General features: G+C 29.9%; 8 protein-coding genes. 3 read left to right on the top strand and 5 right to left on the bottom strand.

Annotated elements, in window-relative coordinates; genetic code table 11:
• Window positions 1-618: aspartate aminotransferase family protein (locus tag QM495_RS11920; protein ID WP_408672341.1), on the top strand; the 618-nt coding region annotated here is incomplete at its 5' end.
• 352 nt (window positions 619-970) lie between these two features.
• Here the strand turns inward: QM495_RS11920 and QM495_RS11915 are convergent.
• On the bottom strand, window positions 971-1,528 hold the full coding sequence (locus tag QM495_RS11915; RefSeq protein WP_408672340.1) for a TlpA family protein disulfide reductase: 558 nt from the start codon (window positions 1,526-1,528) through the stop codon (window positions 971-973).
• A gap of 228 nt (window positions 1,529-1,756) precedes the next feature.
• Here QM495_RS11915 and QM495_RS11910 point away from each other — a divergent pair, with 228 nt between their 5' ends.
• Together QM495_RS11910 and QM495_RS11905 are read left to right on the top strand one after the other, a co-directional pair.
• The gene (locus QM495_RS11910) at window positions 1,757-4,639 is read left to right on the top strand and encodes a TonB-dependent receptor (RefSeq protein ID WP_408672339.1); all 2,883 of its coding nucleotides are present in this window, start codon (window positions 1,757-1,759) and stop codon (window positions 4,637-4,639) included.
• 228 nt (window positions 4,640-4,867) lie between these two features.
• A complete protein-coding gene (locus QM495_RS11905) occupies window positions 4,868-5,296 on the top strand; it encodes an energy transducer TonB (RefSeq protein ID WP_408672338.1) in 429 nt (142 codons plus the stop codon).
• 277 nt (window positions 5,297-5,573) lie between these two features.
• Here the strand turns inward: QM495_RS11905 and QM495_RS11900 are convergent, their stop codons facing one another.
• From QM495_RS11900 to QM495_RS11885, 4 genes are all read right to left on the bottom strand, one after another.
• Window positions 5,574-7,979, bottom strand: coding sequence for a glycoside hydrolase family 31 protein (locus QM495_RS11900; RefSeq protein ID WP_408672337.1), 2,406 nt, complete (start codon window positions 7,977-7,979; stop codon window positions 5,574-5,576).
• A 94-nt stretch (window positions 7,980-8,073) separates the two neighbouring features.
• On the bottom strand, window positions 8,074-9,981 hold the full coding sequence (glgB, locus tag QM495_RS11895; protein WP_408672336.1) for a 1,4-alpha-glucan branching protein GlgB: 1,908 nt from the start codon (window positions 9,979-9,981) through the stop codon (window positions 8,074-8,076).
• On the bottom strand, window positions 9,978-11,240 hold the full coding sequence (locus tag QM495_RS11890) for a glucose-1-phosphate adenylyltransferase (RefSeq protein ID WP_408672335.1): 1,263 nt from the start codon (window positions 11,238-11,240) through the stop codon (window positions 9,978-9,980). Before QM495_RS11890 ends, glgB begins: the two co-directional genes overlap by 4 nt.
• A gap of 3 nt (window positions 11,241-11,243) precedes the next feature.
• Window positions 11,244-12,653: a glycogen synthase gene (locus QM495_RS11885; protein ID WP_408672334.1), complete on the bottom strand. Its 1,410-nt coding sequence runs from the start codon at window positions 12,651-12,653 to the stop codon at window positions 11,244-11,246.
• Window positions 12,654-12,982: the final 329 nt, after the last annotated feature.

The following is a 12,982-nucleotide window of genomic DNA, read 5'->3' as shown; positions in this document are numbered from 1 at the left end:
GGAGGAGCTGGTTTTATTGAACCTAAAAACAATTATCTAAAAAATGTTAAAAATAAATGTGATGAAGTTGGTGCATTACTAATTTTAGATGAAATTCAAACTGGAATTGGGCGAACAGGAAAGCTTTTTGGTTTTGAAAATTATAATGTGATACCACACATTATAATAGCAGGAAAAGGTTTAGGTGGCGGAATGCCTATTGGAGCTTTTATTTCATCAAATGAAATAATGAGTTGCTTCAAAAATCATCCAAAATTAGGTCATATCACAACTTTTGGCGGTCATCCGGTAATTGCAGCAGCAGCAAATGCTACTTTAATAGAATTATTAAAATCAAACCTTATCAATCAAACTCTTCAGAAAGAGGCATTAATTAGAACGTTATTAATTCATCCTTTAATTTCTGAAATTAGAGGAAAAGGATTAATGTTAGCAGTAATGGTTGAATCTAATACAATTGCTTCAAAAATAATTTTAAAATGCATTGACAAAGGGTTATTGCTATTTTGGTTATTATTTGAAGGGAAAGCTATTCGTATTACTCCTCCACTTACAATTTCAAACAAAGAGATTACTGAAGGTTGCTCTATTATTCTTAAAGTTTTAGACGAAATATAACCTTTTACTTAGTATTAGTCCACTTACTTTTAATAAAAACGCCGTTAATTTTAGCTCTTTAGTTAAATATTTGTTAATATAGTACCTTGCATTACATAATAGTGTAACAAAGTATATCATTAAACGTCATTTAAATAGAAACTAACAAATTAAAAACAATTTATTATGACAACTTTAAATTTAAACATTCCGCAAGAAAACAAGAAAAGAGTAGTATTTATAAACTTTGAAAACACAAAAAGATTACAATGGAGTAAATATAGAAGATACGGATTTTAAAAGCCTTCAAACCTAAAAAACTAATGATGAAAATTTTTGTTTAAACCTTTAGAATTTCAAAATTCTAAAGGTTTTATTTTGAAATTAAATCATCAAGTAATTTTCTAACTTTAGTACTATTCCAGTTAGCTGCACCAGTTTTAGAAATTAAAATACGCCCCTTTCTATCTATTAAATAACTCGCCGGTATGCTATTAGTCTTTGTAAAAATTGGGGGGGGCATACTTAAAGAATTGTAAACAGGTAAATCGTATCCTTTATCCTTAAAAAATGTATCAACCTTTGTCCAATCTTCATTTGTAAGAAATACAAATTTAACCGTATCCTTATAATCATTATATAATTTTTGAATCATAGGAAGTTCGGCTCTACAAGGTGGACACCAAGTTGCCCAAAAATTAACAAAAACAACCTCATTTTTATATTCACTAAAATTTATACTGGTTGAATTTAATCCTTTAAGCTCCCAATTGTAAGTGCTAATAACTTCAGCATTATCATTACTTTTTACAGATGGGGAAAATGCAATTTGTCTCATACCCCACTCTCTCGTTGGTGGATATAACATTAAAACAATGACACAAACAAATAAAATATTTGATATATTTTTTTTTGATAATAATTTATTCATAATTATATTAATTTACCTACTTAGTTGAATTATTCCTTATTTTCTTACAAGCAAAAATAAAAAAAAATATACCTTATATACCGTGAAATTATGTTAAAATAATAGTAAATGATTTTACACTATTTTTAATATATTATACTTTATATGTAATAATTGATACCATTTTATCTTTAAAATGTTAAATATTTGTTATAAATTGCCAAAATTAATTAACATAAATCAAAGTACATGAATTCAAAAAAACATTTTTTATTAGCGATTTTTTCGCTATTCACGATGGCAATTTTTGCACAATCGTATCAAGTTTCAGGAACGGTTACAGATGCTGATAATCAGCCTCTACCTGGAGTTTCTGTTACTATCGAAGGAACTTCGAGAGGAACTACTACTGATTTTGATGGTAAATATATCATTAAAGTTGAGTCAAGTGAAAACCTTATATTTTCTTATGTAGGGTTTAATGACAAGAAATTACAAATGGATGGAACAAAAGTTTTTAATGTTGTTCTTGTTTCTGGTGTTTCTTTAAATGAAGTTGTTGTAATTGGATCTAGAAATCCAAACAGAACAGCTGTTGATACTGCAGTACCTGTAGACATTATTGATATAACTGAATTAATTACAGCTGGTCCACAAGTAAATTTAAATCAAATTTTAAATTATGTAGCGCCTTCTTTTACATCTAACACTCAAACAATTTCTGATGGTACTGACCACATTGACCCTGCTTCTTTAAGAGGTTTAGGTCCAGATCAAGTATTGGTATTAATCAATGGGAAAAGAAGACATAATTCTTCACTAGTAAATGTAAATGGAACTTTTGGTCGTGGTAGTGTTGGTACAGATTTAAATGCTATACCTGCTGCTGCTATTGAGCGTATTGAAGTTTTACGTGATGGTGCAGCTGCACAATATGGTTCAGATGCCATTGCTGGTGTTATAAACATTGTATTAAAAAGAAGTACTAATGAGTTAACATTGAATGTTACTACAGGTGCTTATTACTCTAAAAACTCTAACGACCAAACTGGTGGTAACGATGGACAAACAACTAACGTAAGTGCAAACTACGGTTTACAATTAGGAGATAAAGGTGGTTTCTTAAATTTTACAGGAGATTTTGATGTAAGAGATCCTTACAGTAGAATGAAAGAGTTTGAAGGTGGTATTTTTAATAAATACAATACTATTGAAAGAATTGCAAATGATGCAGGTTATGATATTACAAATTTATTAGATAACGATGTAAGTGATGTTATTCAATATGGTAATCAAGCTGGTTTTGGATTAGACTTGGGAGCAACAAAGTCTGAATTACAAGATATTTTAATTGCTGACAATACAACTGCTGAATTAACAGCACGTAATCAAGTTAGAAGTGATTATAATATGAGAGTTGGTCAATCTGGTTTACGTGGTGGTCGTTTCTTTGCCAACTTATCTTTACCATTAAATGATGATGGAACTGAATTATACTCTTTTGTTGGTTTAAGTTCAAGAAAAGGTAATTCTGCAGGTTTTTACAGATTACCTAGTCAAAATAGAACCTATACTCCTGCTTATATCAATGGTTTTTTACCTGAAATTAACTCAACAATTACTGATAAGTCATTTGCTGTGGGTATTAAAGGTAAAGTATCTGATTGGGATATAGATTTTAGTAATTCTTATGGTAAAAACGAATTTTTATACACTATTGGGAATACATTTAATGCGTCTATGCAAGGTGCATCTCCAACAACTTTTGATGCTGGTGGATTCTCATTCGCACAAAACACGACTAATTTAGATATTAGCAAATTTTACGAAGACTCAATGTCAGGTGTAAATGTAGCTTTTGGTGCTGAATATCGTGTGGAAACTTATGAAATTTATGCTGGTGAACTTGGTTCTTATGCACAATTTACTGCAGATGGCCAAGTTATTACAACACCAAGCCAAGATCCTTCAGTTGATTTCTTTGATAGAGCAAGACCAGGTGGGTCTCAAGTATTCCCTGGATTTAGCCCTGCAAACGAATTATCTCGTGGTAGAAGTAGTGTTGCTGGTTATTTAGATGTAGAAGCAGATATTACTGAAAGCTTTTTATTAAGTGGAGCTGTGCGTTATGAAGATTATTCTGATTTTGGTTCTACAACAAATATTAAAATTGCTACTAGAATTAAAGCTGGTGAAAATACCAATATTAGAGCTGCCTTTAACACAGGTTTTAGAGCACCTTCTTTACACCAATTAAACTTTAACTCAACATCTACAATTTTTGATCAAGATGGTAATCCAATAGAAGTTGGAACATTTTCTAATGATAGTAGAGCTGCTAAATTATTAGGAATTCCTCAATTAAAAGAAGAAACTTCTAGAAGTATAAGTGCTGGATTTACTTCTAAAATGCCTGAAGCTCATATAACTTTAACAGTTGATGGTTACTGGGTTGGTATTGATGATAGAGTAATTTATACTGGTAGATTCTCAGGACCTGGAACAGGGACTGAATTGGATAACTTATTAGCTCAAGCAAATGCTGGTGCTGCCGCTTTCTTTGCTAATGCAATTGATACTGAATCTAGAGGATTAGATATCGTAATTACACATGATGCTATGTTAGGAGATAATGCAAAATTAAAAACTGATTTGGCTGCAACCTTCTCTAAAACTAATAGAGTTGGTAATATTCATGCCTCTCAAGTTTTAATTGACGCAGGTAAAGTTGATACTTATTTTGATGAAAGTAGTAGAGTTTATTTAGAAGAAGCCGTACCTGGTACTAAAATTAACTTATCTCATAGTTTAACTACTGATAAGTTTAATATTTTCTTAAGAAACGTTTATTTTGGTGAAGTTACTGAAGCTACAACTGATTTAGATAGACAACAAGTTTTTGGAACTAAAGTAGTTACTGACTTATCTTTTGGTTATAAAGTATCTGAAAGCACCACAATTACTGTTGGTGCAAACAACTTATTTGATATTGAACCAGATAGAGCTGCTATAGAATTTTCTGATGGTGGTACTAACAGAAGTTCAGGTCGTTTTGACTGGTCAAGAAGAGCACAACAATTTGGTGTTGGTGGTCGTTTCTTGTTTGCAAGATTAAACTTTGTACTAAAATAAACTTATAATTCTGTAAGAAACATAAGTTTTACATAGAAAACCCGTAATGAAATTATTCATTACGGGTTTTCTTTTTAATTAAAAATTAAAAACTTTAATAATAATGTAAATTACAGTAATATGACATTTGTCATATTAGGTAATACCGTTAATAACGAAATTTGTAGTAGATAATTTACACAACATAATTAAACCAAATCAATGGAATAATTATTAAATAAAATTATAATGAAAACTACTTTAATTCTAATAATTTTTGTTTTTTTAACAGTGCAAATTAATGCACAGAATGCATTAGCTTACACAGAAAATATTGCAGAATTAGCAACTATCGAACTACCAGCAACTTCAAAAATAATTAATTCTCAACCTGAATTCCCTGGAGGAAATAAAGGTTTAGCTAACTATTTAACAAAAAACATTAAGTACCCAAGAAATTCAAGAACTTCAAGTTCTAGAGGAAAAGTTATTGTTTGCTTCAAAGTTGAAAAAAATGGTGCAATATCTGATGTAAAGATTGTTAAAGGTGTTAATAAAATTCTTAATAAAGAAGCTAAAAGAGTTGTTGCTAATATGCCCAGTTGGAAACCCGCATTTAAAAATGGAAATGCCATAAGTACGGTGCTTAAAATTCCAATCGTATTTTTTAGAAACTAGTAACGAGAGTTCGATATAAGTAAAATAATACAAATTGTTGAATTAGTGCGTTTATAGTTGTTTTGCTAATCTAAAGGAAGGCAGGAATCCATAAATAGGATGCGTTTAGATTCCTGCCTTCGCAGGAATGACACCCATTTTTACTATAGAATTTATAAATGACTAATAATCAGAAGTCTTTATGTCAAACTCAGGTTATTACTATAAATTCTACTTTTAATCATAAAAAACTCCTCGAAGTGAGGAGTTTTTGTTTTTAGAAAATTTAATACGCTTATTATTTTTTTCCTAGGATTTTTATATCCGTAAATTCTTTACTAACAATTAGCGTATTGTCTTTAATTATTAATTTTTTCATATCAAATTCTTCGCTATCTACCATAATTTTTTCTATTTTAAATGGTAAACCGTGTAAATTAAGTTGAAACGTATCGTATTCAGTAATAAATTTACCTGATTTATATTGCTGAATTATAACAGCGTCTTTTTTTCCAACAAATGTAAAGTTTCTTAAACTATACCTACCCTTTTTATAATCGTAACCATCATGAGCGTCTTCATAAACTTGAGATTTTTCTTTTCCAAGTTTATAATACACATCCAACTTCAATTCGTCAATAGTTTTTTCGCCTACATACTGCTGAACAGGATATTTTGGTATAATTGCACCTTCTTTAATATAAATCGGAAGACTATCTATATCTGCATCTACCCATTTTTCTTCACCTCCTTTAACTAATTCATCATCCCAAAAACTGAACCAATTTCCTCTTGGAAAATACATTCTTCTTCCTTTAGCATTTGGTTCTAAAATTGGACACACCAATATTTTTTCGCCAAAAATAAATTCATCATTTCTATAATGTGTGTGAGAATCTTGTTGATCAAATAAAACTAGCGACTTTAAAATTGGTATACCTTCATTAGCATACCTCCAAAATGCGGTATATAAATATGGTAAAAGTTGGTATCTAATTTCTATAAATTTTCTTACAATATTGGTTACATTACTATCAAAAGCATAGGGTTCTTGATCTCCATGATCACCAGAAGAGTGTGTTCTGCAAAATGGATGAAAAACTCCTAATTGAATCCAACGTGTAAATAATTCTCCATTGGGTTGTTCTGCAAAACCACCAATATCTGATCCAACAAAAGAAAAACCAGACATACACATTCTTTGTGCTTGAGCATTGGCAATGGATAAATGTTCCCAAGATGCAACATTATCACCTGTCCAAGTTGATGTATAACGTTGAGTACCACTATACGCTGATCTTGTAATTACAAATGGTCTTTTAGGATATGAGAATTTTTTTAAACCATGGTAAGTGGCTCTTGCCATTTGCATTCCATATACATTATGAGCTTTTCTATGGCTACTATGATTTCCATCATAATTATGGCGCACATCATTTGGAAATGTTTTTCCTGGCACATCCATTACTGCAGGCTCATTCATATCATTCCAAACACCTTTTACTCCAATATCTTCAATTAATTCTTTAAAAAGATTTGACCACCATTCTCTAACTTCAGGATTTGTAAAGTCTGGAAAATAGCATTCTCCAGGCCAAACTTTACCTTTCATATATGGCCCATCTGCTCTTTTACAAAAATAATCTTTTTCTAACCCTTCTTGGTAAACACTATAATCCTTATCAATTTTAATTCCTGGATCAATAATAACAATAGTTTTAAAACCATCCTCAGCTAATTCTTTTACCATTCTTTTTGGATCTGGAAAGTACTCTTTATTCCAAGTAAAACATCTAAAACCATCCATATAGTCGATGTCTAAATAAATTGCATCGCAAGGAATTTTCAGCTCTCTAAATTTTTTAGTAACCTCTTTAACTTTAGATTCTGGGTAATAACTCCATTTACATTGATGATAACCTAAAGCCCAAAGTGGAGGAAGATTTTGAAGCTTTCCAGTTAAATCTGTATAGTTAGAAACCACATCAGACATATTAGGTCCATAAATAAAATAATAATTCATTTCCCCTCCTTGTGCCCAAAAACTTGCAATATTTCTACGTTCGTGACAAAAATCAAAAAAGGAACGAAATGTATTATCAAAAAATATACCGTAAGCTTTTTTGTGGTGCAAGCCTATAAAAAATGGAATCGTTTTATAAATAGGATCTGTAGTTCTTCCAAATGCATATGAATCTGTTACCCAATTCTCAAAACGCTTCCCTTTTAAATTATTTTGAACTGGTTTATCACCCAATCCATAATAACTTTCACCATCAAAAGTAGATTTTGACATTTTAACAATATCTCCACCATACTCGTGGCTTTCCTCCCAGTGAAAACCCAATTCATCCTGACTAATTAATGTTTTATCTTTAGCATCAAAAATTGAAGTTCGCATATCTAATTTTGATATATGACAAATTAATTTCGACGTTGTTAATATATAATTTTCATCATCTTCAGAGACCTCAAGTTTATTAAATCCTTTACTTGCATACTGGGAAATTGCATATGAGAAATCGTTTTCAAAAATTGATGTTGTCGTAAATCTAAAGCGTAAAACACTGTCACGCTCAACAGTCACCTGTAAAACCACACCATTATCGCTTGTAAAATATAATGTATCTACATCCTTTTTATAAGATATTATTTTTGAAGGAAATAAATTTCCTTTATATTCTAATTCAGTATTTAAAATCATAAACTATCGTTTTTAAAACGAAATGCAAACCTACTAAAATTAATAAATTTACAATCATTGTTTACCGTAAAAAAATTGATGCTTTTTAAATCCTTTATTTTAATTGAAGGATAGATATTCCTAATGGTGGTAAAATTAACTCAGCTGAATATTCTTTGTCATTCCAATGTTGTTTTTTAATGGTAATTTGTTTTAAATTTAGAATTCCACTTCCCCCAAATTCTTTTGAATCACTATTAAATATTTCTTTTAATGTTCCTTTCTTATGAGCTCCTATCTTATAATTTTTTAATGTGTTTGGTGTTAAATTACAAACTACAATTATATCATTTTTTTCATCTTTCCCTTTTCTAATGAAGGAAATAACCGAATTTTCAACATCATCATAACTTATCCATTCAAAACCATCATGACTAAATCCTTTTTCATAAAGTGCTGGTGTGGATTTATATAACTTATTTAACGCTGCAAAATATTTTTTTGTTTGTTGGTGTGGTTCAAAATCTAACAAGTTCCAATCTAAACTCTTTTCAAAATTCCATTCTTCATATTGACCGAACTCGCTACCCATAAAGAGTAATTTTGCCCCTGGATGTGTAAACATAAAGCCATACAATAATCTAAGATTTGCAAATCGTTGCCATTCATCGCCTGGCATACGACCTAAAATAGATTTTTTCCCATAAACAACTTCATCATGAGAAAGTGGTAACATAAAATTTTCAGTAAAAGCATACGTTAAACTAAATGTAATCTCGTTTTGGTGATGCTTTCTATAAATTGGATCTTTCTTAAAATAATCTAAAGTATCATGCATCCAACCCATCATCCATTTCATTCCAAATCCTAAACCACCCATTGAAGTTGGTTTTGAAACCATTGGGAAAGCTGTAGATTCTTCAGCAATTGTTTGAACATCTGGGAACGATTTATACACTTCTTCATTTAATTCTCTTAAAAATGAAGCTGCTTCTAAGTTTTCATTACCTCCAAAAATATTTGGTTCCCATTCACCTTCTTCACGTGAGTAATCTAAAAATAACATTGATGCTACAGCATCAACTCTTAAGCCATCTACATGGTATTTATCTAACCAAAATAATGCATTACTTATTAAAAATGAACGTACTTCATTACGCTCATAATTAAAAATTAAACTTTTCCAATCTTGATGGTAGCCCTTTCTTTTATCAGGATGTTCATACAAATTAGAACCATCAAAATATCCTAATCCATGTGCATCTTCAGGAAAATGAGAAGGAACCCAATCTAATATTATTCCAATACCCTTTTCGTGTAATTTATCAACTAAATATTTAAATTCTTCAGGATATCCAAAGCGTGAAGTTGGAGCAAAATAACCCGTTATTTGATATCCCCAAGATGGATTATAGGGGTATTCCATAATTGGCATAAACTCAACATGTGTAAAATTCATTTCTACCACATAATTTACCAATTCCTTTGCTAATTCAAAATAAGATAAGTAACGATCTTCTTCAACATGTCTTTTCCAAGAACCTAAATGTACTTCATAAACTGAATATGGAGCTTCTAAAGCGTTATGACTTTTACGCGTTTTAAGCCAACTTTTATCTTTCCATTTATAATTATCTTCCCACACTATGGAAGCTGTTTTAGGCGGGTGCTCATATCTTCGAGCGTAAGGATCAGACTTTTCTGAAATATATCCATTATTATTTGAATGGATTTTATATTTATAGGCCATTCCTTTATCAACCAATGGAATAAAACCTTCCCATATTCCAGAAGAATCCCAACGAACATTTAGCTTTAATTCTCCATCAACCCAATGGTTAAAATCTCCAATTACCGAAACTTGTTTTGCACTTGGTGCCCAAACAGCAAAATAAGTTCCTTTAACTCCGTCAACAGTTATTAAGTGAGCTCCAAATTTTTCATACAGTTTGTAATGTTTTCCTGCTTTAAATAAATCTATATCAAAATCAGTAAATAAACTATATGTTTTAACTTTTATCATATATTAAATCCATTAGGAATAATAGCTCCTTTTTTAATTACAATAATTCCATCTCTAACAACATACAAATCATTTTCAGTATCGTCTAAATGCTTACCTCCATTAATTCTAACATCATCACCAATACAACTATTTTTATCTAAAATAGCATTTTTAACAAAACATCTTTTTCCTATTCCCATAGATACAATATTCTCATTTAAAATATCTTCCAATGGCTGATAATAATCGCTTCCCATCATATAGGTATTTATTACTGTTGATTCCTGATCAATTCTAGAACGAACTCCAATAATAGAATGTTCAATTTTTCCTGCATTTATAATACATCCATCAGCAAATACTGTTTTATTTAAAGTTGTACCTGAAATTTTAGTTGTAGGCAACATTCTTGCATGGGTATAAATACGTTTTTGCTTACTATACAAATCAAATTTTGGGAAATCGTCACTTAAACCAAGATTAGCTTCAAAAAATGACTCAATATTACCAATATCAGTCCAATAACCTTCAAATTGATAACTTACAACTTTATGACTTTCAATTGCTTGTGGAATAATTTCTTTTCCAAAATCATTAGTCTCAGGATTATTCATCAATTTAACCAACAACTCTTTATTAAAAATATAAATTCCCATAGAAGCTAAATAATTTCTACCTTCAGATTTCATTTCATTACTTACTTCTGAGGTCCAATCTGGAAGTAATTCTGCAGTTGGTTTTTCAATAAAAGAAGTGATTCTATTTTTATCATTTGTTTTTAATATTCCAAATGAAGTAGCATCTTTAGCATTAACTGGAATCGTTGCAATGGAAATTGCAGCTTTACTTTTAACGTGTTTTTCAACCATTTCTTCAAAATCCATTTGGTATAACTGGTCACCCGATAAAATTAAAGCATACTCAAAATCATGTCTTAAAAAATGATGCATACTTTGTCTAACAGCATCTGCTGTTCCTTGAAACCATTTACTATTTCCAGGAGTTTGTTCAGCAGCTAATACATCAACAAAAGCAGAACTGAAAAAACTAAAATGATACGTTGTTTTAATATGACGATTTAAAGATGCAGAGTTAAATTGCGTTAAAACAAACATTCTTTTAATATTTGAGTTGATACAATTTGAAATTGGAATATCCACCAATCTATATTTCCCTGCAATTGGAACTGCTGGTTTAGATCGAGATTCAGTTAATGGAAATAATCTTGACCCTTGTCCACCTCCTAATATTATTCCGAGTACTTTTTTACCTATCATTTGCTAAGATTTTAAAGATTTGTATAAATTTATATATGTCTCTGCAGACGCATCCCAGGAATGGTCTATTTTCATAATTTGTTTTCTTATTTTTTTAAATTGTAATTGGCTATTGAATAAATTGTTTCCTCTTTCTATAGCTTTAGCCATATCATCAACCGAAGTATTTTTATGACAAATTCCAAAACCATTTTCTTCCGAAATATCAATCACAGTATCTTTTAAGCCTCCAATACTTCTAACAATTGGAATTGTTCCATATCTTAAAGCATATAGTTGATTTAATCCGCAAGGCTCAACTCTTGAGGGCATTAATAAAAAATCTGCACCCGCATAAATAATATGAGATAGCTTTTCATCATAACCAATAAAAGCATTATATGAACCTTTAAATTGTTCCTTTAATTTATTCAATTCATGCTCTGTTTCTTTATTTCCTGATCCTAATAATAGTATTGAAATATTATTTTTTTGAAGTACAGTTTTAAATAATTCAGGAAATAAATCGGCACCTTTTTCTCCTACTAATCTTCCTATAAAAGCAAACAATGGTTTTTCAATATCTAAATTAAATTTAGTACACAACCATTTTTTATTACCTTTTCGCCCAGATTGTACTGAGCTAATTTTATATTTTTTTTCAATATAAGTGTCAGTCTCAGGATTCCAAACATCTAAATCAATTCCGTTTAAAATACCAAAACATTTAGCTCTTTCACTTCTTAATAAATTTTCTAATCCATTTGCTGAATCCTTTAATTCTTCCATATAACTTGGAGAAACAGTAGTAACTCTCCAAGCACATTTTATAGCGGCCGCCAGTGGATTTATTGAGCCATTCCAATCTAATAAACCAACATTATCAAAATTAAATTTAGGAATTAAATCTACTTTATCATGTGAAAACCATCCTTGATATTGTGCATTATGAATTGTTAATACTGTAGGTATATTTGATAAAATTTCATAATTATAACATTGTGTCATCATAAATGGCATTAAACCAGTATGATGATCGTGGCAATGTAGTATTGAAGGCTTTTCTTTCCAAGTTAACATCCAATTTAAAACTGCAATTTGAAAAGCTAAAAAGCGTTCTGTATCATCTTCAGAATACACATAGTTATCAAACAAAAGTTCAGGAATGTCTACCGCAAATAAATCAAATCCAACATTTCTTTTATCAAGCTTAAGAATTCTAAAATTAAAACTAGTTGTTCCTAACTCAAGTTTTGATGCATAAACTGTTAAAAATTTATTTTTAGTATTAAAACTATTATTATAAAAAGGCATAATTACCTGAGAAATAGCGCCTTTTTTATTTTGATATTTAGGCAAAGAACCTACTACATCAGCAAGACCTCCAACCTTTGCTATTGGATAACATTCAGCACTAATATGGAATATTTTCATAGAAATGATTTATGTTGAAATTTACGAAAAAAAATAAGGAAACTAAACTATAAAATCTAAAAAAATATGTTTTATAAACTCAATTTATATTAGTTAATTTTATCAGTATATTAATCTAAAGAAATTGACGAAATTTTATCATAATACACAATGGGTTAACCATAGTATGATTTTATTTAGATGATTTACCTTGATTTACAACCGAGTTCATAGCTTTATTAATTTCATCGTCATTTCCAAGATAATATTTAGCTTTAACTTTAAAATTTTCATTTAATTCATAAACTAAAGGAATACCAGTGGGAATATTTACTTTTAATATTTCATCA

The organism is Lutibacter sp. (genome assembly GCF_046055765.1).
Classification (GTDB): Bacteria; Bacteroidota; Bacteroidia; order Flavobacteriales; family Flavobacteriaceae; genus Lutibacter.
This window is presented reverse-complemented; position numbering and strand designations above follow the sequence as displayed.

What these genes read in the sequence shown, in the direction of transcription:
- QM495_RS11915 (WP_408672340.1), bottom strand. Translation starts at nt 1,528, where the DNA reads ATGAATAAATTATTATCAAAAAAAAATATATCAAATATTTTATTTGTT.
- QM495_RS11910 (WP_408672339.1), top strand. Translation starts at nt 1,757, where the DNA reads ATGAATTCAAAAAAACATTTTTTATTAGCGATTTTTTCGCTATTCACG.
- QM495_RS11905 (WP_408672338.1), top strand. Translation starts at nt 4,868, where the DNA reads ATGAAAACTACTTTAATTCTAATAATTTTTGTTTTTTTAACAGTGCAA.
- QM495_RS11900 (WP_408672337.1), bottom strand. Translation starts at nt 7,979, where the DNA reads ATGATTTTAAATACTGAATTAGAATATAAAGGAAATTTATTTCCTTCA.
- glgB (WP_408672336.1), bottom strand. Translation starts at nt 9,981, where the DNA reads ATGATAAAAGTTAAAACATATAGTTTATTTACTGATTTTGATATAGAT.
- QM495_RS11890 (WP_408672335.1), bottom strand. Translation starts at nt 11,240, where the DNA reads ATGATAGGTAAAAAAGTACTCGGAATAATATTAGGAGGTGGACAAGGG.
- QM495_RS11885 (WP_408672334.1), bottom strand. Translation starts at nt 12,653, where the DNA reads ATGAAAATATTCCATATTAGTGCTGAATGTTATCCAATAGCAAAGGTT.